29 protein-coding genes are annotated in these 26,545 nt (G+C 50.8%); 14 read left to right on the forward strand and 15 right to left on the reverse strand.

Annotation, left to right across the window (positions count from 1 at the left end; genetic code table 11):
* The first annotated feature begins 1 nt into the window (after nucleotide 1).
* Nucleotides 2–1,687, forward strand: coding sequence for an ATP-binding protein (locus ACFMKP_RS09375; protein WP_382291218.1), 1,686 nt, complete (start codon nucleotides 2–4; stop codon nucleotides 1,685–1,687).
* Nucleotides 1,688–1,751: 64 nt separating this feature from the next.
* Here the strand turns inward: ACFMKP_RS09375 and ACFMKP_RS09380 are convergent, their stop codons facing one another.
* The 3 genes from ACFMKP_RS09380 to ACFMKP_RS09390 form a co-directional block, all read right to left on the reverse strand.
* Entirely contained in the window at nucleotides 1,752–2,369 is a 618-nt protein-coding gene (locus ACFMKP_RS09380) for a hypothetical protein (protein WP_382291220.1), read from the reverse strand.
* A 616-nt stretch (nucleotides 2,370–2,985) separates the two neighbouring features.
* Nucleotides 2,986–3,390 (reverse strand): hypothetical protein, encoded by a 405-nt coding sequence (locus ACFMKP_RS09385; RefSeq protein ID WP_382291222.1) that lies wholly within the window; start codon nucleotides 3,388–3,390, stop codon nucleotides 2,986–2,988.
* A 148-nt stretch (nucleotides 3,391–3,538) separates the two neighbouring features.
* On the reverse strand, nucleotides 3,539–3,985 hold the full coding sequence (locus tag ACFMKP_RS09390; protein WP_382291224.1) for a VOC family protein: 447 nt from the start codon (nucleotides 3,983–3,985) through the stop codon (nucleotides 3,539–3,541).
* A 121-nt stretch (nucleotides 3,986–4,106) separates the two neighbouring features.
* On the opposite strand from ACFMKP_RS09390, the gene ACFMKP_RS09395 reads away from it, so the two are divergent.
* The 4 genes from ACFMKP_RS09395 to ACFMKP_RS09410 all read left to right on the forward strand — a co-directional run bounded on the left by ACFMKP_RS09395 (nucleotide 4,107) and on the right by ACFMKP_RS09410 (nucleotide 8,249).
* Nucleotides 4,107–5,057: a helix-turn-helix transcriptional regulator gene (locus ACFMKP_RS09395; protein ID WP_382291226.1), complete on the forward strand. Its 951-nt coding sequence runs from the start codon at nucleotides 4,107–4,109 to the stop codon at nucleotides 5,055–5,057.
* Between the two features lie 108 nt (nucleotides 5,058–5,165).
* Nucleotides 5,166–6,320, forward strand: coding sequence for a hypothetical protein (locus tag ACFMKP_RS09400; protein ID WP_382291228.1), 1,155 nt, complete (start codon nucleotides 5,166–5,168; stop codon nucleotides 6,318–6,320).
* Nucleotides 6,321–6,419: 99 nt separating this feature from the next.
* Nucleotides 6,420–6,926, forward strand: a complete 507-nt coding sequence (locus tag ACFMKP_RS09405; RefSeq protein WP_382291230.1) for a hypothetical protein — start codon at nucleotides 6,420–6,422, stop codon at nucleotides 6,924–6,926.
* Between the two features lie 87 nt (nucleotides 6,927–7,013).
* A complete protein-coding gene (locus ACFMKP_RS09410) occupies nucleotides 7,014–8,249 on the forward strand; it encodes a cytochrome P450 (protein ID WP_382291232.1) in 1,236 nt (411 codons plus the stop codon).
* A gap of 94 nt (nucleotides 8,250–8,343) precedes the next feature.
* Here the strand turns inward: ACFMKP_RS09410 and ACFMKP_RS09415 are convergent, their stop codons facing one another.
* The 3 genes from ACFMKP_RS09415 to ACFMKP_RS09425 all read right to left on the reverse strand — a co-directional run bounded on the left by ACFMKP_RS09415 (nucleotide 8,344) and on the right by ACFMKP_RS09425 (nucleotide 10,666).
* Nucleotides 8,344–9,168, reverse strand: coding sequence for an alpha/beta fold hydrolase (locus tag ACFMKP_RS09415; RefSeq protein WP_382291234.1), 825 nt, complete (start codon nucleotides 9,166–9,168; stop codon nucleotides 8,344–8,346).
* A gap of 80 nt (nucleotides 9,169–9,248) precedes the next feature.
* The gene (locus ACFMKP_RS09420) at nucleotides 9,249–10,112 is read right to left on the reverse strand and encodes an STAS domain-containing protein (RefSeq protein WP_382291236.1); all 864 of its coding nucleotides are present in this window, start codon (nucleotides 10,110–10,112) and stop codon (nucleotides 9,249–9,251) included.
* Nucleotides 10,113–10,273: 161 nt separating this feature from the next.
* Nucleotides 10,274–10,666: a hypothetical protein gene (locus ACFMKP_RS09425; protein ID WP_382291238.1), complete on the reverse strand. Its 393-nt coding sequence runs from the start codon at nucleotides 10,664–10,666 to the stop codon at nucleotides 10,274–10,276.
* Between the two features lie 142 nt (nucleotides 10,667–10,808).
* On the opposite strand from ACFMKP_RS09425, the gene ACFMKP_RS09430 reads away from it, so the two are divergent.
* Complete coding sequence (locus ACFMKP_RS09430) at nucleotides 10,809–11,264, forward strand: META domain-containing protein (RefSeq protein ID WP_382291240.1); 456 nt, start codon at nucleotides 10,809–10,811, stop codon at nucleotides 11,262–11,264.
* A gap of 144 nt (nucleotides 11,265–11,408) precedes the next feature.
* Nucleotides 11,409–11,573, forward strand: coding sequence for a Tn3 family transposase (locus ACFMKP_RS09435; RefSeq protein WP_382291275.1), 165 nt, complete (start codon nucleotides 11,409–11,411; stop codon nucleotides 11,571–11,573).
* 905 nt (nucleotides 11,574–12,478) lie between these two features.
* Here the strand turns inward: ACFMKP_RS09435 and ACFMKP_RS09440 are convergent.
* The 7 genes from ACFMKP_RS09440 to ACFMKP_RS09470 form a co-directional block, all read right to left on the reverse strand.
* Nucleotides 12,479–13,453 carry a glycosidase gene (locus tag ACFMKP_RS09440; RefSeq protein WP_382291242.1) on the reverse strand — a complete coding sequence of 325 codons (975 nt, stop codon included), beginning with the start codon at nucleotides 13,451–13,453 and terminating at the stop codon, nucleotides 12,479–12,481.
* Nucleotides 13,454–13,481: 28 nt separating this feature from the next.
* Nucleotides 13,482–15,836: a glycosyltransferase family 4 protein gene (locus tag ACFMKP_RS09445; RefSeq protein WP_382291244.1), complete on the reverse strand. Its 2,355-nt coding sequence runs from the start codon at nucleotides 15,834–15,836 to the stop codon at nucleotides 13,482–13,484.
* 29 nt (nucleotides 15,837–15,865) lie between these two features.
* The gene (locus tag ACFMKP_RS09450; protein WP_382291246.1) at nucleotides 15,866–16,330 is read right to left on the reverse strand and encodes a hypothetical protein; all 465 of its coding nucleotides are present in this window, start codon (nucleotides 16,328–16,330) and stop codon (nucleotides 15,866–15,868) included.
* Nucleotides 16,331–16,372: 42 nt separating this feature from the next.
* Nucleotides 16,373–16,684 carry an element excision factor XisI family protein gene (locus ACFMKP_RS09455; protein WP_382291248.1) on the reverse strand — a complete coding sequence of 104 codons (312 nt, stop codon included), beginning with the start codon at nucleotides 16,682–16,684 and terminating at the stop codon, nucleotides 16,373–16,375.
* Nucleotides 16,685–16,714: 30 nt separating this feature from the next.
* Entirely contained in the window at nucleotides 16,715–16,987 is a 273-nt protein-coding gene (locus ACFMKP_RS09460; RefSeq protein WP_382291250.1) for a hypothetical protein, read from the reverse strand.
* Nucleotides 16,984–18,192, reverse strand: a complete 1,209-nt coding sequence (locus tag ACFMKP_RS09465) for a sensor histidine kinase (RefSeq protein ID WP_382291252.1) — start codon at nucleotides 18,190–18,192, stop codon at nucleotides 16,984–16,986. Before ACFMKP_RS09465 ends, ACFMKP_RS09460 begins: the two co-directional genes overlap by 4 nt.
* 488 nt (nucleotides 18,193–18,680) lie before the next feature.
* Nucleotides 18,681–19,004 carry a hypothetical protein gene (locus ACFMKP_RS09470; protein ID WP_382291254.1) on the reverse strand — a complete coding sequence of 108 codons (324 nt, stop codon included), beginning with the start codon at nucleotides 19,002–19,004 and terminating at the stop codon, nucleotides 18,681–18,683.
* Between the two features lie 723 nt (nucleotides 19,005–19,727).
* On the opposite strand from ACFMKP_RS09470, the gene ACFMKP_RS09475 reads away from it, so the two are divergent.
* The 7 genes from ACFMKP_RS09475 (at nucleotide 19,728) to ACFMKP_RS09505 (ending at nucleotide 23,993) form a co-directional block, all read left to right on the forward strand.
* Complete coding sequence (locus tag ACFMKP_RS09475; RefSeq protein ID WP_382291256.1) at nucleotides 19,728–20,117, forward strand: lipopolysaccharide assembly protein LapA domain-containing protein; 390 nt, start codon at nucleotides 19,728–19,730, stop codon at nucleotides 20,115–20,117.
* A complete protein-coding gene (locus tag ACFMKP_RS09480) occupies nucleotides 20,114–20,323 on the forward strand; it encodes a hypothetical protein (protein WP_382291258.1) in 210 nt (69 codons plus the stop codon). The genes ACFMKP_RS09475 and ACFMKP_RS09480 overlap by 4 nt, the downstream gene beginning before the upstream one ends.
* A gap of 125 nt (nucleotides 20,324–20,448) precedes the next feature.
* Nucleotides 20,449–20,862 (forward strand): response regulator, encoded by a 414-nt coding sequence (locus tag ACFMKP_RS09485; protein ID WP_382291260.1) that lies wholly within the window; start codon nucleotides 20,449–20,451, stop codon nucleotides 20,860–20,862.
* A 418-nt stretch (nucleotides 20,863–21,280) separates the two neighbouring features.
* On the forward strand, nucleotides 21,281–21,718 hold the full coding sequence (locus ACFMKP_RS09490) for a cupin domain-containing protein (RefSeq protein WP_382291262.1): 438 nt from the start codon (nucleotides 21,281–21,283) through the stop codon (nucleotides 21,716–21,718).
* Nucleotides 21,719–21,794: 76 nt separating this feature from the next.
* The gene (locus tag ACFMKP_RS09495) at nucleotides 21,795–22,355 is read left to right on the forward strand and encodes a hypothetical protein (RefSeq protein ID WP_054534583.1); all 561 of its coding nucleotides are present in this window, start codon (nucleotides 21,795–21,797) and stop codon (nucleotides 22,353–22,355) included.
* Between the two features lie 227 nt (nucleotides 22,356–22,582).
* Nucleotides 22,583–23,278 carry a VIT family protein gene (locus ACFMKP_RS09500; RefSeq protein WP_054534584.1) on the forward strand — a complete coding sequence of 232 codons (696 nt, stop codon included), beginning with the start codon at nucleotides 22,583–22,585 and terminating at the stop codon, nucleotides 23,276–23,278.
* A gap of 286 nt (nucleotides 23,279–23,564) precedes the next feature.
* A complete protein-coding gene (locus ACFMKP_RS09505) occupies nucleotides 23,565–23,993 on the forward strand; it encodes a low affinity iron permease family protein (RefSeq protein ID WP_054534585.1) in 429 nt (142 codons plus the stop codon).
* 284 nt (nucleotides 23,994–24,277) lie between these two features.
* On the opposite strand, the gene ACFMKP_RS09510 is transcribed toward ACFMKP_RS09505, so the two are convergent.
* Both ACFMKP_RS09510 and ACFMKP_RS09515 read right to left on the reverse strand, forming a co-directional pair.
* On the reverse strand, nucleotides 24,278–24,805 hold the full coding sequence (locus ACFMKP_RS09510) for a protease complex subunit PrcB family protein (RefSeq protein ID WP_382291265.1): 528 nt from the start codon (nucleotides 24,803–24,805) through the stop codon (nucleotides 24,278–24,280).
* Nucleotides 24,806–24,814: 9 nt separating this feature from the next.
* Nucleotides 24,815–26,467, reverse strand: a complete 1,653-nt coding sequence (locus tag ACFMKP_RS09515; RefSeq protein WP_382291267.1) for a S8 family serine peptidase — start codon at nucleotides 26,465–26,467, stop codon at nucleotides 24,815–24,817.
* Between the last annotated feature and the right edge of the window lie 78 nt (nucleotides 26,468–26,545).

Here is a 26,545-nt window from a genome sequence, read left to right on the forward strand (position 1 = left end):
AATGCTCGATTCACATGCTTGGACTATTTTGATTCTTGATGATCAGGAGGCTGATCGTTATCGCTATCGGCGCTTGATTCAGCGCGATCAGGCCGCGACCTATCGGCTGCTCGAAGCCGAAACTGCTGACCAAGCGCGGCAGATTTGGCAGACAACTGCGTTGGATGTGCTGATTCTTGATTATTCGCTGCCGCCGACCGATGGCCTGCAAGTGTTGATGGAGATTCTTGCCTATCCACACGACCATGAAGTGGCCTGTATTATGCTCACTGGCGTTGGCAACGAACAGGTTGCGGTTGAGGCCATGAAGCATGGAGCCTACGATTACGTTGTAAAATCGACGGCGCTTGATCAGACATTTGTGATTACGTTGCAGAAAACGATCGAGCGGGTGCAGTTGCGGCGGCAAATTGTGGCCCAGCAAGCAGCGTTACAGGCAACCAATCAGCAATTGCGCGAAGCGTTAATTATCCAAGCCCGCACTGAGGCCCAAGCTACCTGTTTGGCCGAAATTGGCATGCTTCTGTATCGGTTGCAAACCGACCCAGCCAGCATTACTGGCGTATTAGAACGAATTATTCAGACGCTTGGCCAAGGCTGGATCTGTTTTGTTGCCCTGCTTGATCGTGATGAGCAATGGTTGCCTGAACTGGCACTGGCGAGTGCTCCCGATTGTGTAACAGTTGGCGCGCAAATGATGCATGCTTATGCAAGCGAACCCCATGTTCAAGGCTGCTTAACGCGCATTATTCTGGCATCCGATAGTCTGGAATTGGTCAGCACAACCACGCTTTTTCCAGTTGATGGCGTAAGCCAACTGTTTGCCTTGCAATCAGCCCATCATTGCTATGGGATATTTGGTATTTATCAGCCAGCACCGCTTGAGCCTGGTACGATTGAGCCGCAGTTTCTGCAAGAGATTTGCTTGCGCCTAACCAATGCATTCGAGCATGCGGCGCTCTATCGCGATGCCCAAACCGCAATTGCCGATCGTGAAGCCTTTTTATCGATTGCTTCGCATGAACTCAAAAATCCGTTGGCTGGGTTGCTCGGGCGCACCCAATTGTTACAACGGCGCATGGCACGCTCAGCACCGCTCGCCCAGATGCAAGCCGATCTGACGATGATTCTCGAACAAGGCAATCGGCTAAATACCTTGCTGAGCGAGTTGCTTGATATTTCGCGCCTGACCGAAGGCCAACTCGAAATCCAGCGTCAGCCAGTCGACCTTGGTTCGTTGCTTGATGATGTGTTGATTGCGATGCAAGCCATGACCACCCGCCATCACATTGTCCAAGTCTCAGCGCCTGGCTCGATGATGGTGTATGGCGATGCGCGGCGCTTAGAGCAGGTGTTGGTGAATTTACTGCAAAATGCGGTTAAATATAGCCCCGACGGTGGCACAATTACTGTCGAGGCAACAATGTACGCCCACGAGGTTCGCATCCAAATTCACGATCAAGGAATTGGGATTCCTAAAACAGCCATGCCACACGTGTTTAAACGTTTTTATCGCGTGCCCTCAGAACGAATGAATATGATTTCTGGCTCTGGGATTGGCTTGTATGTGGTGAAGGAAATTGTGGCGGCTCACGGTGGCAGCATCGAAGTCGAATCACAAGAGGGCATCGGCAGTTGCTTTACGATTTGCATTCCGACCATGAGTTCCGAGCTACCAATAGCCTAAGTATATCTATCAAGCAACGCACTGCTCAGGTGATTAAGTGAGCAGTGCGTTTTTGGTTAAGTGCTCATTTTGATTCGATTGGCACGCCGCCGAAATTGGTTTTGAACATAACGCCATCGAATGCGCCACCGACAAATTGCAGCGTCTTTGGACTACTCGCTGGAATCAGGGCAACATTATTCTTGACATCGTATATATTCCCTTGATCGGTACGGATAGCTGTAACCCCGTCAGGTACAATCATTGCTACCTTGACCAACCCAGAAGCATCGGTTTCACCAAGATAGATGCCCGAAGTGACCAGTCGAGCTGATTTCTCACATGTTCCGGAAGCCATAAGTTGCTCCCCCGACCCAGATGTAGATAATAGGCATAGCTCATCGTTGATTGCTGGGGCTATATAATAGTGGCGCTCAGCATCTGCGATCGCCAGCCGTACCCGCGACACATCTTGAAGCCGATCATTGACTGGGAGTTGCTGAAACCCCTCAGGAAGTTTATCGCGATTGGTCATAGGGCGTTGCAAAATAGCTATATGAGGCTGTGGCAGCTCTTTACCCGAAGTTGCAGAACTACCATTTGTTGGGATTAGCGCAAGGACACCTATAATTCCAATCACAACGATAGAAAGACTAAAAATGGTAGTAATTTGAATGCTTTCGCGTTTGCGTGAACGTAGCATAAACCCATCCTTTTATCGAGTTTCGGCATCAAAATAATCACATTTTGCGGTTATAGAATTTGAACTTGTATTCCAGCAGGCAGCTTTCAATGTTCCTGGCGAAATTACCTTGAAGGCATAACTAGAACCATAGGTTATGTATAAATTTGGGCCAATTAATGCTAAAAATTTAAATAGTTGAAATAACATCAAACCGTCTCTTCATCAACATGCAGCGATTGATTTGAGAAAGTGGAGGATGTAAGGCTGGAGTCTCTCAAAAACATACTACTAGCATGATCATATTTTTGTCAATAGAATAATTAAAAAATCCTGAAATACCCAATCTTGATCTGAATAGGAGTCTTTTTTCATGCGGGATATGCTGCTAATTCTAGTTTTTAGCGTGGTAGCAATACTGCAACTTCGCTATCCTAAGCTATTTTTTCAACTGACTTTTTTCCGCGACCCCAGCCAGGCAACTCCAGCCCATTACGCATTGCTCCGAGGCATTGCTCTATTTAATCTTGTTCTTGTGCTAATAATGCTTAGTTGTGTAATCTTGGTATTTATCTGAGCACGATTGAGCAGCTTAGCCAATAGGATTTGAATAATTTTCAGCGCGCAATCTGCATGGTTAAGTCAGATAGACACTGGTATTGCAAATCGGACAGATTCCCTGCTTGAGATTACAGTAGAGTTGCGTGCCACAGGTGCGGCAGATCGCGAATTGACAAAACCCATAATCAGGGCCAACCCATGCTGGATCTACCTGTGTGTTATATGTTTCGTTATACGTGGCAAAATCAGGATAGGCAATCGCGTGGATTTCCCATGGCTCCCAAGCAAGGGTTCCATCGGGCATTTGCTCATAAAGCCGGGTTGCGCTTCCTAGGAAAAAATGCGATTGGACAATTGGAACATCGGTTCCGGTTAAGGTTCGGTCTGCAAAAACTCGTTGCAGGATTGCTAGTAATACTTCATCAGGAGCCGCTTGCAAGATTTCAATCAGCGCATAGTGGTCGGGTGTGAGGGTATCCATGAGACTTTCTCCTTCGCCAATCTTATTATTAATCTAATTTAGCAGAGCGCAATGAATTGAATATCGGTCGTTTGTTGTAGGCGGTATGCCAAAGGCCCCTCGTCTATAACGAGGAGCCTTTAATTTAGGGGCTTTTGATGATTACCGTTTAGGCGACATCAAAGCTCCATGTAACCCCAAACTGGTCGGTCAGCATCCCAAAGAGCTGCGCCCATGGCGATTGGGCGATTGGCTCGATGATTGTTGCCTCAACTGCCAGTCGCTCCCACAGTTCCAACAATTCGTTGGGCTGCTCGCCGCGCAAGGCAATAAAAAATGGGGCTTGAGTGATCGTCATGCCATGTTCGCGGTAAGTTGTTGGTTGCGCTGCTGGAGCCGCTGCTGGTGTTGGCACATCGTAGGCCATGAGTTGAAAGCCGCTATCGGCAACAACTTGGCCCCACACAACCTGATTGGCAAGTGGCGTTGCTTGGGGTGCGCCAAAATCGCCGTAGGTTCGCACTATCAGCGTGCCGCCAAATACGGCGTGATAAAATTCGAGCGCTTGGCGAGCGTTGCCATGAAAGTTCAAATGGGTAATTGCGGTGATCGACATCGAATGGCTCCTTGCTTGATGATTGCTGAAATGAGCAGCGACAGCACAACAACTGCTATCTACCAATGAGTATAGAGTATGATTAGGTCAGAATCAGTCCTAATTAGCGAAAGATAGTTGTATGTATAGCCCAACGACCCGTTTATTAACGATCCTCGAATTATTGCAATCGCATCGCCAGCTGAGCGGTTCGCAATTGGCTAAGCGGCTCGAAATTAGCCCGCGCTCAATTCGGCGCTATATTGTGATGTTGCAGGATATGGGGATTCCAATCGAGGCCGAGCGTGGCCCAGATGGGGCTTACTATCTCGGTCGCGGGGTGAAACTGCCGCCGCTGATGATCAACAATCAAGAGGCAAGTGCGTTGGTGCTGGGCTTACTCGTGCTTCAGGCCTTTCACTTTCCAGTCGAGTTGGTAGCAATCGAAGGTGCGCTCGCCAAGCTTGAGCGGGTTATGCCAGAAGCGCTCTTAGAGCAAGTGCGAGCCTTGCAAGCAGCGCTGAGTTTTAATGTTGTGGCTTCACCAACCGCATTGCAGCCGAGCGTTGTTGCGCGCTTGAGCTTGGCGGTGCATAAATGTCAGTCGCTCAGCATGCGCTATATGCCACTCAACGGAGCTGAATCAACCAGACTGTTTGACCCATATGGAATTGTGTATTATCAGGGGTTTTGGTATGCGGTGGGTTTTTGCCATACACGCCGCGATCTGCGCACCTTTCGGCTCGATCGGATCAGCGAGCTACAAGCAACGGAGCAAATATTCGATCAGCCTGAGGGTTTTGATCCTATCCAATATGTGCACAACGCCTTTGCCACGATGCCTGGGCAATATGCGATTGAGATTGTGCTTGAAGCCAGTATGAGCCACGTGCAGCAGATGCTGCCGCCCGCTGCTGGCAGCTTCGAAGCAACTTCAGCAGGCATTATTTGGCGGCGTGAGGTTGCTGATTTATGGCCCACCGCATTATTGCTGCTCAAGTTCGATTTTCCAATCATCATTCGGCAGCCAGCAGAGCTACGCGCAATTATGCAGCAGCTTGCAGCCAAAGCGTTGCGTTTAGCTGAAGAATAGGCTTGGTAAGCCCTGAAATAGCGTGCGCGGTTTGGCTCAAACCGTTTGGGCAATTGGATTGATTACTTTATAATAGGCGTATTGATCGTTCTGTTAGGGGAGAACTTAATGGTACAGTTTGAGGGTTTAGATAGGATTGATTGGGCTGGGTTGCGCCATGCGTATGGTGAAGCAAGCGACACCCCAAGCCTTTTGCGCGCATTAATTGCTCCCGCTGAGGAGCTTCGGATTGAAGCGCTTGATAAATTAGAAAATTCTCTCGTCCACCAAGGGAGTGTCTATCCGGCGAGTCTGGCAGCGATCCCTTTTTTGATCGAATTGGTTGCCGATCAGTCCTACCCGCAGCGGGTTAGTATTCTGCGTTTACTCACCGATATTGCCCAAGGTCATAGCTGGTGTGATGCACACCAGAGTTTCATGCAGCTTGTGGGAATGAATGATGCGGCATTTAACGAGCAACTCGAACAAGAGTTGCTGGTTGTTGCCCAAATCAAACAAGCATTTCAAGCGCAGCTGGCATTTTTCATGGAGTTATTCCATGATCCAGATAAACAAATTTGGCGGCAAGCTTTGAACATCGTAGCCGAGATTAAGCCGACTGATGCCGATCAAGCCTCCATTATTGATAGTGTGCTCAACCACGCTAATGTGGATTATCGAGCTGATTGTTTAATCTTGCTCAGTCGGTGGGAAAGCGAACACATCCTTACCACTGCTCAACGCTTGTTGGATACCGCAACCGATGATTTGCTCAAGCTCGTTGCTACAATTAGGTATATCTTTCATAGCGTCCCTGCGCCTATCCCCGACCAGCTGTTTGCCTATATTGGGCATGTGATCGAACATCACGACCCTGCACTGATCGAACATTACGAAGCATTGGCATTAACCAATGGCTTTTGGTTCGATTTGGCCTGCTGTTTGGCATGTGGCGATCCTGCTAGCCGTGAAGCCTATATTCCCTATTTTATTGAGGCGCTGCTTAGCCATAAACACAACGATTCGTATTGGAATGCTGCGTTACTGGCGGCATTTGGCAGCTTTGATGTTGATCCTGAGCATATTCCAACACCTTTGCAGCGACAGATTGTGGCAATTATCGCCGATGTTGCATATGAAAAAGTTGGAGTTGTGTATACAAATCCGCTTAGTCTTTTAGAGCAATTTGGCTTACCACACACCAGTCGGGAGCTTGATGGTTATTTGGGCTATCCAAACGTCGACCATGCAAGCTTGGAAGAGCGGAGCAAACCCAAGCAGTGATAACAACAGCCAAGCCTTGGCCGGAACCGAGATCCGTTCCACTTAGGACCAAGCATAGGATTATGGCCACGCTATAGAATTTTGAATTGAGGCAACATCATGCGCCGCTGGCTAGTTATTGGATTTGGCTTGATTGTGCTGGTTGGGATGGTTTGGTTTGCATTTACCGGATTTGAGGCGGCGGAACCTCGGCACGCGGTGTATCTCGGTTCAGCGGCAAGTATTGCAGTGTGGGGCGATGCATTTACGAAGGCAGGCGTAACGGTGCAATCAACGAGCGATCCGCTACCAACCTATCCCTTGAGCATCCTCTATCTTGATGCAGAAGCACTCAATCTGATTGATCTGGAGTGGCTACGAACGCGTTATGGCCGTGAAACCATGATTGTTGGGGTTGACGTGCAAGCAATCGTCTTGAGTGCAGGTCTAAACAGTCCGTTGACGGCGGACAATCTGGCCTTGCGCGACAATGCGATTATTACATCGACTGCCCTGAAAATAAACGGAATGTTTAAAAACGGAGAAAGCTTAGGCGTAAGCTATGCTTCCGACATTAGCCGCTTGATTAGCGAAACTCAGGAAGAATATCGCAGCAGTACCGAGTGATGGTGGCAGGCCGATAATCCTATACAAACGCTCCCCAATCAACTACTATGAAGCGGAGATGCTTTTGGTTGTTCAAGGAGAATTTGGATGCAGCATTTAGCGCAAGAACAAACGTCAATTCCTGCAATCATCAACTTAACTGATCGCCAGTTTAAGGCTGATCCCTTTGAAGTCTATGCCCGTTTGCGCCGCGATCAGCCAGTGGCCAAAGCCAGACTTGGCTCGATGCAAACCTGGATTGTGACCCGCTACGCTGATGTGGTTGAGATTCTGAAAAATGATCGGCTCTTTGTCAAAAACTATAAAAACGCCCAATCGTTGGAGCAGCAACGTAAACGGCCTTGGATGCCCAAACTCTTTGAAGCGCTTGAATCGAATATGCTCGATCAAGATAGCCCTGACCATGGCCGCTTGCGCGCGTTAGTGCATAAAGCTTTCACTCCCCAACGAGTCGAGGAAATGCGCCCGCGTATTCACCAGATTGCCGAAGCCTTATTAATTAGCACCCAGCAGCGTGGCCGAGGCGATTTGATTGCCGACTTCGCCTTGCCATTGCCGCTCACGGTTATTGTGGAATTATTGGGCATTCCAAGCGAAGATCGCCAAAAATTTCATCGCTGGTCAAAATATGTTTTGAGCACGCCAACGATTGGCAATGTGTTGTTGGCAATTCCGGCGATTATGGCGCAGATGAAATATCTTAAACTGTTATTTGCCAAACGCCGCAACGAACCCCAAGCCGATTTGCTGACCGCCTTGGTGCAGGCCGAAGCTGATGGCGATCGGTTCAGCGAGGACGAATTAGTGGCGATGGTCTTTTTGTTGATGCTGGCTGGCCATGAAACAACCGTCAATTTGCTTTCATCAGGCACGTTGGCTTTGTTGCAAAACCCAGAGCAATTGGCCTTATTGCGCCGTTCGCCAGAGCTGATCAAATCGGCAGTTGAGGAGTTAGTGCGGTTTACGGCTCCGGTTGAAACCGCCACCGAGCGCTATGCTGCTGAAGATGTAATCGTTGCCGACACCAAAATTGCCAAGGGCGATCTGCTGTTGGTTGCATTGGCCTCGGCCAATCGTGATGAGCAGCAATTTTCTAATCCTGATGAACTAGACATAACACGTGAAAAGAATCGTCATGTTGGCTTTGGGCTAGGCATTCACTATTGTTTAGGTGCACCATTGGCCCGTATGGAAGCCCAAATCGGGCTGCAATTGCTGTTTGATTTGCGGCCAAATTTGCGTTTGGCAATGCCCGCTGAGCAATTGCGGTGGCGCTCAACCGCCGTTGTGCGTGGCTTGCAAAGCTTGCCAGTTGCATGGTAATGGTTGGTTTTAAATAGCACTAGAACAGCAAGTAGCGCCAGCAATCGAATAGTTGCTGGCGCTACTTTTTACTCAACATAACGAATATTGGCACTTACTTGTGGGTTTGTAAAAAAGCAAGCAAGTCGCTGGCGACTTGGGTTTTGTGGCTGGCTAAAAGGCCATGCGGCGCATCGTCGTACTCATGAACTTGGGCGTTGGGCAGGGCTGCGGCAACCACGCGGGCGGTTGGCTCAATTGGCACAATCGCATCGCCAGTTCCATGAATAACCAAGGTCGGCACGCTGATTGCCGCCAGATCTGGCCGAAAATCGGTTTGCGAAAACGCCGTAATGCAGTCGAGAGTGGCTTTAAGCCCAGCTTGCATGGCCAATTGTTGGGACCAGGCAATCACTTCAGGGCTGACAGGCCGACTAATCACGCCAACACCATAAAAATCTTTGAAGAAGGTGGCATAAAAGGCTGCCCGATCTTTGGTGATTTGGGCTTGCATGGTTTCAAACACGCTTGCTGCAACGCCGTCGGGATTATCGTCGGTACGCAAAAGATACGGCACAACCGAGCCAATCAGGGCCGCTTGAGCGACATGGGCACCCTTGTGGCGCTGAAAATAGCGTGCCACTTCGCCGCCACCCATTGAAAACCCAACCAGCGTTGCTTGGGTAGCATTGGTCGCAGCAAGCACATCGGCGAGATCATCGGCAAAGGTATCGTAGTCATAGCCTGTCCATGGTTGCTCAGAGCGGCCAAAGCCTCGTCGATCGTAGGCAATCACCTCAAATCCCGCTGCCGCAATCGGCAAGGCCACATCATCCCAAGTATCAGCAGTCAGGGGCCAGCCATGAATCAAGATGACTGGCCGGCCTGAACCCCAACGTTTGGCATACAGCTGAACCCCATCACGGGTTGTAATCTGCATAAACATACTCCTTGTCTTTCATCATATGCTAGTGATGCATAATGCTGCTGATCTTCAAGCACGATATATACCAATGGCTGCTAAAAGCCCTGATAGGCAGTTGTGATTGGCTGAATTGCAAAGCCATACTGCGCCAATGCTGCCGCAATACCATCCTGAAGATGGGCACTGATATGCACATGCGCCAGCTGAACGCCTAATTGGGTAAGCGTTTGCGCCATTGTGCCATCAATCCCTACCAAAAGCACAGCGGCTCCTAGGAGGGTAACTGCTTTGGTCATTTGCACAATTTGGTTGACGCTGGTTGGGTCGATTTCAGGCACACCTGTGAGATCAATAATGACCTGTTCTGCTTGCCAATCCACAATCGCGGTCAACAGATCTTCGGTTAATTCTTGAGCACGAATCGTATCCATCTGGCCAATTACTGGAACGACGAGAATCCCATCGTAGACCGGCATAATTGGCATCGAGCGTTCGCGTAACAGGGCAACCAATCGCTCGTGGTCGGCCAGACTTGAACGCAGGGCTTGCTCACGCTCAGTCGCATAGACGACAAAACATGCGGTGCTATCGCGCAATACAAGATCATGAACGGCGGCCTGAAGCGTAGGATACTCGGGATCAGCAAGTGGATAGCTGTTATTGAGCATGCCGGTCAGCGCGGTTGCGATAATCTGGATAATCACCGCAATTGATTCCGGCGTATAGTCTGGGTCATGCACGCGAAGTTTGGTCATACGCTCGGCAAAAATTTCAATCGGTTGGGTTCCCGCGAAGTGAGCAATAACATTCTCGGCGATTAACCCTGCCAAGCGCGAGCAATCGTTTGCAGTCATTGCCGCATAAATTGTGCCCTCGGCGGTAGCAATGCCAGCGGTAAGCAGGCTACAAAATTCGGCATGATCGGTGGTTAACATGGTGGCTAAGCGCTGGTTGATCACAAAAACTCCCTTGTTGTGAAGTGCTGTGAGAGGCATAAAGCAAGCTCAATACCAAGCCTAGAGCGCTCGTTGAATCTGTTATTGATAATTATTTGAAGCAGCGGCAACGCTATGTATGTCAATAGCGTTGCTGCAAATGCGTTAAGTGGTTTTTGGTTGATTTAGTGCAGCATTGCGCCCAAGATTGTGCCAGCAGCAATACCTTTGATCCAGCCACCAGCGAGCCAACCAAGCGCCAATTTTCGGGGAATTGGCAGATGAATATATGTCCCGCCGCCAGAGCCAATGCCGAGTGCCAATCCAAGCAATGCCCCAAAGCCAAGCCCAGTTGTCAGCGATTTTGGATTAATCAGCAGCCAATAGGTTGTGATAAAGATGCTAATTAAGATGAAGGTTACTGCGGAAATTAATGGCGTATTGAGTTGATCGAATGGTCGCCAGAGGGTCGGATTTTCGTCATACAGCGGGCGTAGAAAGAGTCGATGCAGAAGCATGTCGAGCACCGTCCAAGCAACGAGGATAGCGAAGCCAGTCAACACAAAACGAATGATCATGTGATGCTCCTTGCTATGAAGTAGTTTCTGTGAAAACTATCACATCAGCCAAAGAAGCGTCAAGTAGGGGAACATTCTTACCCAAGTTGACGTTGTGTTAGGTATAAACAGAACAGATTTATCATATGTAGGAGACACTCGTATGCGTCACATACTATCTATACTATTTGCCAGCATCCTGATCATTGGCTGTGGAACCACAACTAGCCCAACAACTCAACCAACCACCGCGCCGACAATCAATCCTGAAGCGAACCAGTCAAATTTAATTGGCTCGCGCTGGAACGTCTTAACAATTAATGGCCAACCCTTGGTTGGGCAAAATGTCTTGCCATTCACCATTGAATCGGCCAGCACCGTATCAGGGAATAGTGGCTGTAATTCCTATGGTGGGCCAATCAGCATTGATGGCTCAAATATCCAAATTGGGCCACTTGTTTCGACATTAATGGCCTGTGCCGACAACGATGTTCAAACCCAAGAAATTGCCATGCTGCGTGCATTTGAGCAAGTTCGCAGCTATCAACAAACCGACACAAACCTGAATTTGCTGGATGAGCAGGGAACCGTTGTGGTGACACTTGCCCAACAACCCTAGCCAATCGGATAAATAACCACTGTTGCTAGTTGCACGTTAATTCCGCCTTGTTGTCCCTTTTTGGGTATGCTTTCGCCCCACGCTATAAAAATCTCCCGCGCACGATGGCGACCAACCTCTATGGGTTTCAGCATCCGCGCCAGTATGGTGACGTGCTCCTCGCCCCCCATCCGCAAGATCAACACCGAGTTGATTATGGCCGAGTGGGACAATCTGTTTCGGATCTTTGCGTCGTTGGTGCTGAAGACCACTAGCCAGGACATTATCGTGCACAAACTCTGCTCCTATCCACGCCGTTGCACGCTGTAACAGCACTCGGCAGGCAATCTGGGATTTAGATCGCATTCTCAATAGCCTCCAGCAAGAGCGGTATGTTGAGGGGCAGGGGTTGTATGAACGGGCGCGGCTATCTATGAACAGGTATTAGGCATACAGCATCCACATACTTGGCTTATTCGAGCAAATTTAAAAGTGATTGTGGGTGCCATGAAATGAGTGTATAAATAAGGCGTAAACAGGGTGATAAGGGGAGTAGGGGGCTGATTTATTATACAAATCAGCCCCCTAGTATTAACGCTTTTTTACCTTCTTTCTTTTTCGCCATCTCTATACTCATACTTACGATGTTTCCGCTACCTTTATAGTCACTTTTGAGCAAGAATCTCTCGTGTGTGCTTTGTATGCGGATGATCCGCCACCAATACCCCTCCCCACACCGTCAACGCTCGTTCGAACAATGCCTAAACCCACGTTTCTTACATCCAGCCGCAAGAGCATTAAAGAATATTAACTATAACGAACTTCTGGTTGGCTTGTTACTTTGCTACCTCCAGAACAAACGCTCGAGGGATCATTTGACCACTGTATTCTATCAAATCTGTGGGGATGACACCGCCATGGGTTGGTTACCGTTCGTTTGTGGGTGAGTGCTGTCTGGGGCGTGATGCACGAGCGATTGAACACATGGTGCGACGGCTCCATGAGGATCGGTATGCGTGACGATCGCCGATACGCAGCATAGACATGGGCGTGTCTTATTCGCGCTCCTGCATCCTTTTTTTCCGCTGACCAATTAGGGGTTCCGTGCCGTAGGTCGCCGCCACGATCATGGGCAGACCTATTCCGATAACGATTGCTGAGCCCCCGAGGACGATCAACGATAACTGGACGAACCCCTCGGTTGTCCAGCCCCACGCGTATCGCGGCTGGTGGTATCAACGGTATGATGGTGTCTCTGATGGGAGGCCATAGATTGTCAACCAATCGAGAATCTGGCGAATACTCCCAATCGCAAGGGCAATACAGCTATCGGCAGCCCCATAATAGATATGCAGCGTATCGCCATCCGGCAATACCGTCACACCACACGGGAAAATCACATTGGGGACATCACCATGGCGTTCATACTCCGTGTGTGGACTCAAGACCCATGGTTCGCCACGCCGCAGACAACGCTCAGGATGGTCGGTTTCGAACAGGGCTACGCCAATGCGATAGAGACAGCCACCAGCCGTCATTCGAACGCCATGATAGATCAGCAACCAGCCTTCTTCGGTGGCGATGGGCGGTGGCGACAACCCAATTTTGTTGGCATCCCACCATGCGCCTTTGCGCGCCTCAAGCATACACTGGTGTTGACCCCAATGGCGTAAATCGGGTGAAAACGACATCCAAATATGCGCCCCATGCGTGCCAATCGGGCGATGAATCATCGCCCATAAGCCATTAATCCGCACGGGAAAGAGCGCCGCATCTTTATTTTCGGGCTGCATCACTACCCCATAGCGGGTAAAGGTCTTGAAATCGGTCGTTGTTGCCAAAGAAACGCCCGGGCCACCAGCCGCATACGAGGTATAGACCACCCCATAGGCTGCTAATTCCTCGATGTAGGTAATGCGCGGATCTTCAATGCCCCACTGTTCTTCAGGATACTGCTGCGGATCTGGCGCAAAGGTTGGATGGGCATCAATCTGCCACTGATCAAGCCCATTGGCCGAGCGCGCCGCACAGAAATGCGAATGCCCACGCCGATCTTCAACCCTGCATAATAACAAGGTTGTTCCATCGGCAAGGATGGTTGCGCCTGGGTTAAACACGCTATTAATCGGGTATGGCCAATCCCTGGCTTGTAAAATCGGATTAGCTGGATGCCGTGCGAACAGATCGAGTCGATTTTGCTGGATCATCATGGATTCCAAACTGTCTCGCCATGAGACACTACACTGGTCTTGATAAACGAAGCTCGCGTGGTGGAATCACATTCACCCCAATCTGCGTTGCGGGAACGACGCTGGCTCCTTTGCTCGCTGCCGTTCCAAGACGGATTGGTGGTGTCAGCGTTTGCATCGTCAAGCGACTGATTAAAAAGGCCAGGGTTGATTCAGCACCCTGATTTTGATTAATCCGATCAATTTCCAGGCCATCAGCACACCCACCAGTGCGTGGATCATAGAGGGCTACGCCTGCATCATTGTGGCCGAGAAACCAAGACAAGGCATGCTGGGCTTCATCGTACCAGCCTGCATCGCCGGTGCTTTCAAAGGCGGCACATGCTGCCAACACGGTTGCCTGCGCCTCAATTGGCTGTTGATCATAGTGCGCTCGAGCGTGCCCACGTTGGAAAAACCCATTCGAGCCAATGGGCTTGAAATGGTCAGCCTCCGGCCGCTGAATCGCACAGAGCCAAGTCAAGGCCGTTAATCCAGCCGCAACCATATCGGGGCGCTGAAGGGTTTGACCACTGACGATTAATGCATGTGGCAGCACCGCATTATCATAGGTCAGATGATCATCAAACCATTCCCAATCGGGCTGATGCGCCGCTTGAAAACGGGCTAATAATTGTTCAGCGAGGTGCGCTTGGCACGCCATCACCGTGCGATCACCAGAAAAGCGTTGACGATAGGCGGCGAATCCCAGCAATGCGAAAGCCCATGGCCGTGGGTGGGTCAGCTGCGCCACCGCCGGAAGTGCGAAACGGAGGAGCCGTTGTGCAACGCCGCATAAACCTGGATCATGGCTCTGCGCAAGCACCGTGCCAAGTGCCCAGATACTGCGCGCATGGGCATCTTCCGAGCCGGTCGCCTCTCCCCACTGCCGATTTGCCCCCATAAAGTTGCGAAAGCGTTGCGTCGCTGGATTAAAGGCATACCAGAGAAACGCTAAATAGCGCATTGCCAAACGCTGGGCCTGTGGTTCTTGGATAGGATCGAGGAGCATCATGGCAATCAAGGCCCGCGCATTATCATCAGTCGCATAGCCTTCGTGATGATTTGGAAGCGTCACGATCGCATGTTGGATCAAGCCCATATCGTCGGTCATAGCGATCAGATGATTAAGACATAACGGCGGGATGATCGGCGAACCGTGCATGATGGGTTGATTCGCCAGCACCAGCACAGGATGGCGGGGGTGCGTCTGTGCCTGGATAAAACTGCGCATATAGTGCGTGGCAACAATCGACCAGAGCATCGTGCGCCCACGTTGATAGGCGCGTTCGCGAATGGTTTGCCGCAGCTGGGGTTCGGCTAAAAGCGTGTTAATCTGTTGAGCGAGCAGCGCTGGATCATGAAACGGAACCAGCATGCCACCACCATGGGCCAAGAGTTCGGTTGCATACCAGTAGGGTGTCGAGACAATCGCCTTCCCAGCCCCAATTGCATAGGCTAAAGTACCCGAGACGCTTTGTTCTTGGCTATGATAGGGCGTAATATAAATATCAGCCGCACCCATATAGATTGCTAAAGCGCTCGGACTCACAAAGTGATCGTGAAACCGCACATGGGCTTGAATCCCAAGCTGTTCGACTAAAGCTTGCAGCATCTCGCGATAGGCCTCGCCAACGGTTTGACGAACGGTTGGATGGGTTGCTCCAACAATCACATACAGCACCTGCGGATGCTGTTGGATCAGGGACGGCAATGCATGTAAAACATCTTCAATCCCTTTATTTGGTGAGAGTAAGCCGAAGGTCAGCAGAACCTGCTTGCCCGTCAAATTGGCGTGTTGTTTATCCTCATCGCCATCACGAAATGGCAGATCCGGAATGCCATGGGGAATACAATCAATGTGCGCCAATGGAATCCCATAGATTGTCTGCATCAAATCGACCGCATGCGAACTCATCACGATAATCCGTTGTGATCGTTGCGCAAGCTCCCACAAAATCGTCTGTTGATCGGCGGTTGGTTCGCGTAACACCGTGTGGAAGGTGGTTACGATCGGAATCGTGATAGCACGAATAAGCACGAGCAGATTCCGCCCTGATGCCTCACCAAAAATCCCATATTCGTGCTGAATACACACAAGGTCATACGAACTCAAACGGATAAAATCGGCAGCTTGGGAATAACTATCTGGGTTATCCTGATCAATCGTAAAGACCACTGAATCGGGATAGGCATAGCCTAGAGGCGTATCATTCATAGCCATCACGTCGATCCTGCTCTGCGGATACGCTTCAAGCAAGGCCATGCGCAAATCGGTGGTATAGGTTGCAATCCCACACTGGCGCGGAGCATAATTGCCAATGAGTAAAATTGAGCGAATTGATGGATACTGTGGTGTCGGCATGCCACACCTCCTCTACTAACGGGAAGCAATCACCCTGCAAGAGCAGCATATGGTGGGTGACGCAATGTTTCAATGTGTGGCAACAGGGGATCAAGCTGCTGTTCCCAGCCCACATCCCAAGCTCGAATGGCGGCAATCACCTGAACCGGTGGCGTAACCGTGCGGGCGGTCGGATGCCACGCCTGATAGCGAATAGCCGGTGGGAGCAGCACCCACTGGCTAAAGTAGCCCAAGAGATAGCGTAAGGCCATAAAGCCTGTCCAGCCTGCGATGGCATTTCCCTGCATCTGCGGACTCATCCAGCGCTGCGTGAAGGTTCCAAAATGATTCGGCTCAGCAAAGGTCAGGGGATGGATCTCCAGCGGATGATCCTGCTGACTAAACCCAAACAACAGACAGCGCAGGGCATTCGTCACCGGAACGGGATGGGGATAGGCCGCAATCCCCACCTGAAAATAGTGTTGCTGATCGGGTGTAAACCAATGACTTTCCATCGATAACCCCTTTCTTCAATGAATCGGACACGCCATGCGCGGCTAGGGCATGCGTGCGTCAGCCAGCGGAAAAACCTGCAAAATACGGGTGGCAGGAATCCCCGCAGCGATGAGACGTTCAGGAATTCCATGGATCGTGTGATCACAATGAATCCAAACCCGCTCATCGTGATAGGCGATATGCACCAGACACTGATGAATCCGATGCTGCCCGTGCCACCCCGCAACCACCACCATATACTGCTGTTGCTCACGGTCAAACACCGTTTGCATCGTACACGCACCCAACGTATCAGGACATGGCATGGCCAGTAAAACGGTTTCGATGAGCGTAGTGGGCGAAATGGCCACCATAACAAACTCCCTTCTAAAACAGCCATTGGGTTAGCGCATGGTCGGTTTCGATGGTAGGGGATCGTCTGGCCATTGATTCCAATGGGTGGGTGGGTGGTTGTAGAGCGTGCGATACTCATGATATTGCCAAGCAATGAACCGCAGCGCGACTCCACTGAGCATGATGAGCACGATCGCCATGAGCATCTGCCACACGGGAAGGGTCAGACCACCAATCGTCACCTGTGGTTGTGGGCTCGTATTGCCGAGCAGCATCAGGCCACCAATCAGGCTCAGCCAGAGCAGAACAGAACGTTTTTTCATCGTGTGCTCCCGTGAAGACCAGCACTGCTGGGAGCGTTCACCAGCAGTGCTGAAAGATGTTCCGGTAGGCGGGGTGGCCGAACACTCCCGGGAAACTGGATAGTGATGGTTGTTCCATGGTCAACCGCACTGGCAATCGTGATGCTGCCCTCGTGTTGTTGGATGAGTTCTTGCACAATGGCCAAGCCAAGTCCTTGACCACTCCGTGCCGCTCCATGGGGATCAGCAGTGTCAAAAAATGGCCGAAAAATCTGCTCGAGGTCATCGGCAGCAATACCGACCCCAGAATCCTGAATGGTGATCTGCCCATCAGCAGCGAGGGTGATGGTAATGGCACTCTGCATCCCGCTATAGTGCAGGGCATTGAGCACGAGATTCTGAAAAATTTGGACTAAGCGCCCATAATCGCCCGCGATCCATATAGCTTCATCAGGAACCCGCAACACCAACAGATGCGCGGCGCGCATGCCGTGCATGGCATCAACGACCGTGCGCAGCACCGCACGGAGGTCAAGCGAACGACGCTGAATCGGCCCCAGATCGTGGGTCATCAGCGTACTATCCAACAACGTTGGTACCAGTCGTCCTACGTGAATGGCTTGCATCCGCATCGTATTAATCATGTGCCGTTCACGCAGGGGAATGCCACCCCAGGTCGCAACGCGTCGCTCCAATAAGTCGATATAGCCCAGCAAAATACTGATGGGCGTTTGCAGTTCATGGATCGCAATCGTCAGATGATGGTGAATCTGATGGGTTGTATCAAGCGCCACTGCCAGCGTGCTCGTGAGCGTTTGGACATGATCTTCTGCTGCTCTTTGTGCGACGCGCGCAAACGCATAGTCAAGTGTCCGCTGAAAAAGGGCTGGCGTCAGGTCATCATCGAACAGTGTGGCATGCGCGCCGACGTGCAACGCCGGGATCTGGATGTGATCATCGGCGTTTGGGGCGGAGAAAATGAGCGGATAGGGTGCTGCATGATCAGACAGCACTTGGATAATCATGCGGGCCGTATCCGTCAGTGGCAGTCGCACGAGAATAACATCGATCCGGTGCGTTGCCAGCATCCGCAGGCCATGGTCGAGGTCGGAAACTGCAATCAGGCGATACTGGACGGTTTGCAGTGCCGTGATGATCGATGCAAAGAGGGCTATACCCTCCCCATCATGGTCAATAAATAAGATCTGCGTCTCATTCGGCTTCATCAACATGTCCTATCTCGCGGCGCAACCAGCGGGTTGATTGAAGGTGCATCCAGCAACCGCGGTGTATGCAACAACGATAAATGCCAAGCCATCCCTGGTGGATGACTCGGGTCGTGATGATGTCTCTGCTAAGCCCATGCCGATGCGCAGGCGCATCACCATGCGGGACACCTGCAGGGAGCGAGACCCACTCATTGCAGCGAGCACGCAACCATGATGGTATGGAAGCGTTTTCGCCAGCAACAATGCTGGTTTTCAACACGCCGACAATCATGAATATGCATTGGAAGAGTGAACACTCGGAATGATAGGATAACCAAAATAGTTATCGCGTGGGGGATATGGCCGAGTTAGGAGGGAGGTGAAATACAAATGCGCTACTTCACCTCTCTAGTATAGCACCATCGCATGAGAAACACAACGACAGACACTAATTGGAATCGCTTCGTGGAGGTAATTATGCCACGAACAGGGTCTAAACTGGCTGATTAATCAATCATCGCCTCACCATAATGTCGATGAAAAAGGGTCAGAACATCAAAAGAGACCTTTTTTCCTGAAAGCTTGGGGGTATTCGTTTTAAGGGTGGCAGTGCGCAGGCTTGTGATTGTGCTATTGGTAATCACAATCGATGGGTCATCAAAGTTAAAGACCACCGTACCTGGCTCAACATCAGCATCAGACTGGATCGTGATAGCCACTGATGCTCCCTTACTTTTTGCTGTGGCTTGTGGCAACGGCAGCGGCATATCCCATGTTTCATAATGATGCGCCATTTGAATGGTTTGTTCTGAACGATGGATGATACGCATAGGGAAGTTCCTCCATAACCAAGATACGCCTACAACCCATTCGCCAATCCAAGCACAGCGTATGATCTCAACCAGATGATCTTCGCTGCGATCTAAGAATTAGTACTTGGTTGGGCAAGGATTTCGGTAGTGCATCTGGTGAGCATCGTCGAGCTTGGCAGGGCGTAACCCCACCCAAAGATTGGGCGAAACACGCCAACAACGGAAGAAAAGTGTGGGAAGAATACGTCATCAGGTGGCGATGACAGCGGAAGCATGCGGCTCCATCCGAAAGAGGCCGCTCGATAACTGGCTCTGTAAAGTTCCTCTCCCCTTGGGATAGGGATCGATATCAAGGCAGCGGGTTCAGACATGCTTGTTGAGGCGAAACGATACCAGCAGCTTGTTTATTATGGAAAGCGTGCTATAGTGATACGTAGATGCGCTTGTGTATCACTTCAAGCGCATCGTGCGCCTCAACTCGGCCACTCCCCCATCGATAACCATTGGTTATCCTATCACACCGAGTTCCCCTTCTCTTCTATGGTGATAACCCACATCTATGGGTTGCGTGTCTCCAGCATTATTGCTGCATGGCACCACCTACCACCTATTCAGGAACTGCTCCTGAATGGATCTACTATTGCCGTGGCATTCCTGTTCCTGCGTTGTTGGAATGGTTGGATCACTATCCAGCTCCCTAGCATGCAGCACAGTGCGACCATAGGCAAAGGAGTCCTCCGCATGAAAGCCATTTTTGGCATCGTTACGGGAATCTTAATCGTGCTCTTTGCAGCAATTGGCATCCAAAACACAACGGCGATTTCGCTGCACCTCTTCGATTGGCAAACACCACCCCTGCCTTTATGGATGCTCCTATTGACGGCCTTGGCTAGTGGGATGTTGATGGTTGGCTTGTTTGCCTTTCCACGCCAGATCGAAACCTACTATCAGAACCTCCGCCAGCGTGGGCAGGCCGCTCCTGTCCAACGACCAGTGATTCCCATCGATGCTGCGCTGCCCCCACCAAGTACCATGCCACTCGCCGTCGAGCCTGGGCCACAACACTATAATCCACAAACCGGTGAGCGCCGTGATCCGTGGATCGATGATGGACCAAAACGCACGGTATGAGCACCTATGCTCGCATAACCGTGGTTGCCTGTCCCATCTGTCGTGCCAAACAAGGACTTTCGGGGGTCTTGCATTGCGGCAGCATCGTGATCTGTGCGACGTGTCATTCGTCGTTGCGGGTCACGACCCTCCGACCAATGCGCCTGCGGCTGGTTGACCCATCCGCTACGCGCACCGCCGAGAGTCAACCGGAGTCGTATGCCTAATCCATGCCGCTTGCGTTGGGCTGGCCCAATGCAAGCGGCAACCATGATCGGCTACGGAATTTCCGCATCGATCACACCAAACAGACGCTTGCGGCCTGTGCTGCGCCGCAAGAAAGGAGCATCCTATGGTGCCCCAAACAATTGCTGTCGTCAATAATGATTTCGTGTTATTGGATTTGTTACAGGAACTTTTGATCGAAGCAGGCTATGGTACCACAACCTATCTGACCACTGACCAGACGTATCACCAGTTGCGGGATAGCCAACCGAGCTTAATTATTCTCGATGTAGGCCTTCAAGCATCCGCTCCAGGCTGGCCATTACTTAAATTACTCCATTTTGATCCAAATACGGTGCAGATCCCCGTTCTGGTGACGACGGTTGATCATGCTTTTATACAAGGTAAGCAAGCCTTTTTACAAGCAGCTGGCTGCGATGTGCTCGAACTTCCGGCCAGTTTTACCGACCTTGTTGCCAAAGTTGAAACATTAATTGGTGTGCCGCTGGAACGAAGCATTCCGACAAGCAATCCACCATAAATCCAAAGGTCATCAGTTCAGGATAGGGTACCTACCGAAAGGCGAAGTGTGCCCGATTCCATGCAGGAGCTGAGAACGATGTTGTCTCATACAACCATGGCTTCCATCATGATTCCAGCCTTAGAACGGTAGGGATGGTTAATCACCCATCAACCATTACGCATGTGATGTGGTCACGATTTAAGAGACAATCGATCAGCTGTTATCCAACAACACACGACTTCCATACTCCCCTCCGTACTCTTGGGGAGTCATCCACCCGCATCCATCATCATATCTGCTTGATTCAACGCTCGCCGATCGGCGTATCTGTCACCAAAACTATGGAGACTGCCGTCGCGCGTGGGCTATCGCAATCGATGCGGAGGGCTATCAGATTCTCTGCCTATTGGCACGTATGTGCATCCAAGGAGTTGCTATGATCGACCCTACTCCCGTCCCCAACGGAGCACCTCGGCTCCGCGACCATCCCGTCGCACGCGGTATCGGCGACAATCAGATTCTCCATCTTGCCCATGCTGTCAATCACCTCGTGAATGAGGTACATCCCGCGATCCATGGGCATCGTCAGATAACTCTGTTCCGGCAAGCGCCAGTCACGCTCGTCTTATTTGTCTTTGATGCGGGCGGTGAACTTCCCAATCACGTTGCCCAAGGAATCGTCAGTATTCAGGTACTTAACGGCAGGTTGAGCATCCAGATCGCAGGGAATGATCATCGCTTGGATCCGGGACAGATCCTTGTCCTGAATCCCTCCATTGCGCATAGCGTGCGGGCTGAGATCACGAGCACAATGCTCTTGACCATCCATCACATGGAGTCAATCAGCATGGCGCAAACGACGGTGGAGTCATAATTCGACCTGCGGGGAGCCTACACGTACCACAGCAATCAGACCACGATGACCGCTGCATTGCAGCGAGGAGGTCGGGATGAAAACGATACGACTCTTTCCAACGCTCGTTATGGTGATCGGCGTTCTTTTTACCTGTGGTGGATTGGTCATCACAGGCGCTGGCATCGTTATCCATGGGTTCGTCGGTGAGCAACTCCGTTCACAACAGATTACAACCCCCGCGGATGCCTCGATCCCGAATGCCCCAGTAACCGGGATCGCAACGGTGCTCAGCATGGCCGCACTTATTCAGCATCATGCCGCTGACAGCTCCAATGGCTTATCCTATGCCCAGATGGGTCGTTTTGCTGTTGCCAGCGGCGACCCATCTGGCACAAATACCGTTGATGCGGCATTGAAGGATGCGATGGGTCAGCCTGTGGCAAACCAAGCACGCACGACTCAACTCACTGCGGCGAGTCTCGTGACCTCACTCAGTTTGTCGGCAATGGCGCTCGGCGCATCCTACGGTGCGATGGCCCTCGGCATCGGGTTCTTCATCCTCGGCCTCATCATCACCGGACTTGGCTATGCGCTCCGAGGATTGATTACCCCCGAGGTCGCCGCACGCTTTGGCATTCAGCCGGTCAGTGCGTAACCGTGCGAAGGCTGACAGTCATTCATCGCGTCTGCACATGATCGGATCGGTGTTTGCCGTGCAAGGCGCTGCTCATTCACGGATCGATCGGGCATAGGCATACACCCTGATCGACTGGTTGGTGCAACCTGCTCCTGATCGGGTGCAGCGGAATGCACGCTGAGCGTATTGCGCTGAGAATCAGAGACATGGGGTTTACCCGCTCCCTAGATTTCAAAGGAGTCACCATGGCCACCGCACATCGAGAACAGCATCGAACCCAGCATATCGGCTGGCTGCGTGCATCAGTCTTAGGCGCAAACGATGGGATTGTCTCAACTGCCAGTCTGGTGGTTGGGATGGCTGCATCAAACGCATCCCATCAGTCGGTGGTTGTGGCGGGCATTGCTGGCTTGGTTGCAGGGGCAATGTCCATGGCCGCAGGCGAATATGTATCGGTCAGTTCCCAGGCAGATACGGAACGAGCGGATATTGACCGTGAGCGCATGGAACTCGCCGTGGATGCCTACGCTGAACGTGCGGAACTGGCAGCCATCTATGGTCGCCGTGGCCTTGACGCATCCCTCGCTGAGCAAGTCGCCGAGCAATTGATGCTGAAGGATGCCATCGCGGCCCACGCCCGCGATGAACTTGGGATCTCCGAAACCATGCGTGCCCGTCCCATCCAAGCAGCGCTTGCGTCGGCGGCTGCCTTTGCCGTTGGCGCGATACTCCCGCTGATGACCGCTGTGCTTGCGGCTAATTCCTATCTCGTTGTTTTGGTGACGGGAACCTCACTCATATTCCTCACGCTGCTGGGGATCTTGGCTGCCTATACCGGTGGTTCGCCCATCATCGTGGGTGCCATGCGGGTGGCTTTTTGGGGTGCGCTTGCGATGGCATTAACAGCTGGCGTTGGAGCGATCTTTGGGACAGCTCTCTAGACCGTGCGTGGAATGGTGAATGGGTATAATTTTTTCGAATCTATGCGTTCGCCGCACTTTTGAGGCGTTGTAGGTGAAGCGCCTCGGTGCTCGGGTTGGGTTTCTTCGCTTCCAGCTTGACGACTTAGGGGTGGACAAGGCAAGGAGGTCCAGCAATCGTGGTTCGGGGAGTTGAGGTCTTTGTGCCGAAGAGCCCGTAACGTGCCTATGGTTTTTTGAGGACGGTTGGTGTGAGATGCCGGTCTTCCCCCCATCCCTGCCATCGGTACCATACAAAGGACATAGTATGTACAGCGTCAAACCGAGGTCACGGTTTACCCAAATCTCCAAGTGGACTGCCCATATCACGGGGCGACCACAGACGTTTGGTCTTGCGGTCGGGGTGATCTTCCTGTGGATGATTAGTGGACCACTGTTTGGCTGGAGCGATACATGGCAGTTGGTCATTAATACGAGCACAACGATTATTACCTTTCTTATGGTCTTTCTGATTCAAAATACACAGACGCGCGATTCAGAAGCCATTCAAATCAAACTTGATGAATTGATCCGTGCAACGCAGGGTGCTCATAATGCGCTTCTTGATTTGGAAGAGTTGGAAGAGGACGAGTTAGACCAGATTCGGGCGACATATCAACGATTATCGGAACGAGCTCGCGAGGCCATCCGTCATGGATTGGTCGATACGGATAATCCCGAACCCGCAGTGGCATAACGAACGTGGTACACCATGAGTGCCAGATGAATTATGCGTGAAGTTACCACATACCCAAAGAAATTCGTGCGCCGCTTGCACGGAGCATCCCAGTGATTGAGCAAGGGGAGGCTCAGACGTTGTACGTGCCCAGTTGCGCTCTCACAGGTATCAGTGTACGATTTCGGGAAAAATATACGCTAGCATTAAAAAATATTAATAAAAATTCTACTGATCGCAAAAAAGATACTTGATTGCCTCACAAGACGCTATGGAGGGCAACCAAGTATCCTTTACGAACAGCGTTAGGGGTAAATGACGCTGTTTTTCGCGAGTTCTTGCTTTGTTGCTGTATTGATAAGCCGTAGGGTTAATGGGATGTTTCGTGGAATAGTGCTTTGATCAATCCGAACCACTGAAACGGGAGAGTGTGTCCCACTTTCTGCAAACTCATTTGGCTGTGGAAGTGAAACTGCCACATAAATTTGAAGCATCGCGTCCTTGATGGTGATTGATTGAATCGACAGTGATGCGCCACCAGCTTGTCGAAGACCGAGAAAACATGCAATCATGACTGTTTGGGGTTGTTGCGATTGTTGAATTTGGTTGCGAACCGTCGGGTTAACCATTGCTGTTAGAAGGTTATCGGCTTGCTCTGATGGCTCTAAAAGACACATCGGCGTTGGTTGCCGATACTGCCCAGTAAATTCTCCCTCCCAGCCACTAAAGTCGATAACCGTCGTGATAGGAATCAGTGTTTCTGCTGGCTGAGATGCGCCACATCCAACCAACATGATGCTTGCACAAAGCAAGAGAAGTAGTGATCGCGTCATAGAAGACTCCTATTTACGACTATAGGGAAGGAAGATTTTATAGGGAAGAAATGGAGTTTGATCGTAGACAAGCGCAGCAATCCCGAGTTTATTCCCGGTTTCATTGGCGGCAAATTTCTTTACTTCGATGCGGTAGAGTCCTTGCTGTGGTGCAAGAAAGTCAACCATCTCATAGTTATTATCAGTACTCTTTGAAAGCGCGACAATACTATCGTTTGGTCCGCGAATAACGAGGTCAAAATCGGTTTCTAATCCATAATGAAAGGCTGGTGTCGCATTGGCCCACCAACTAACAACGATTCGAACACGCTGGCCAGGATCGGCCCAGATACGTCCCCCTGTGGTCGCACCCACAGGAAGTTCGGTATTACTCGCAGAAATCCCCCACCAGCATGAGTAGGTACAAGGGAACCAATTTCCTTGGGTTCCTTGGTTCAGGGCCATATCACGGGCCAAGGTTCCAATAAGTGCTCCTGCCCCATCGCGATAGTCTGTTTCATGGATGGAAGGGATAAAGGCATCACCCTCAATATTATGGGCGGAAGCAGCCATAATGATCGCTTTTGTTACTTCTGGCCACTGTGAAAGATTCGCGTTCATATTTAATAAGAGGGTTGCGAGTCCTGCTACTTGTGGTGCTGAGAGGCTGGTACCAGTGTCGGATGCAGGCGTATTCTCATCCACAAGGGTGGTGATATTTCCTACTGCAACAACCTCCGGTTTTTCACGGTCATTGGCACTACTTTGTGGATTTCGAAAGGCAGATCCCCGTGTTGCTGTATCCCACCACATTCGGTCATCACGCCAAGGAACCGTGTTTGTATCGAGGAATGCCCCGACGGATAGAACATTGTATGCTTTGCTCGGGGAACCAACGTACCCTGCGTTATTGCCAGCGCTAACAACGACTAATTTATTGCGAGTACGAGCGACATAATCGACAAGTCGATCGGATAGTGTAAGTTGATTCGATCCCTCATCGGAAAGGCTAATATTGGCAACGTGGGCTCCTTGATCAAAGATCCAATCAAGGGATGTTTGAAGATGTCCTGCCGCAATACTGCATGCGGAAAGAAGCGATGCTTGGGGCGCAACTCCACCAAGGACAGAATTTCCTGCCGCAATATTTGCTACAAAGGTTGCATGATCCCCAAATGGTTCTGTTGCACAGGAAGCTTGATATGCCAGAACATTAAGCGACGAAATCGATCGCACTTTTTTTGTTTCCACAATCCCGATAATCTGATTCTGTCCCTGATAGTTTTGATCGTGCAATGGATAGATATACTGTGTGTGAAGTGCACTTAATACGGTTGGTGTAGCAGCATAATGAGAAGAAGCAACGACAGGCTCAGCGATCTTAAACCGAGTATCAACATAAATGCGATCAAGAGCATCGTACCATTGAAGCCTTAATAGATGCTGTTTACTCATCTGTACCGAAAGCAGCGGAGGATTGTGATTAATTGTAAAATGATAGCTACTGCCCAACAGACGATTGATATCAAGTGAAACAGATAGGATGGACGTTGTTAACGGTTCTTTTAACCAAAAAACAACCGCGATAGTATCGTGGGGGTCTTTTTTTTCTATATGTGCGATTAACGCTTCATCGAATGTTCTGAATTGGGCACGATACGCCGCTTGCTCTGTAATGAGCATGCGGAATGTGTCAAACACGGTGAAACAGATGACAACGCAGCAAACGGGCGATTAAAGAAGGATTATTCGCGCAATGCC

This window comes from Herpetosiphon sp. NSE202 (assembly GCF_042688385.1).
Taxonomy (GTDB): Bacteria; Chloroflexota; Chloroflexia; order Chloroflexales; family Herpetosiphonaceae; genus Herpetosiphon.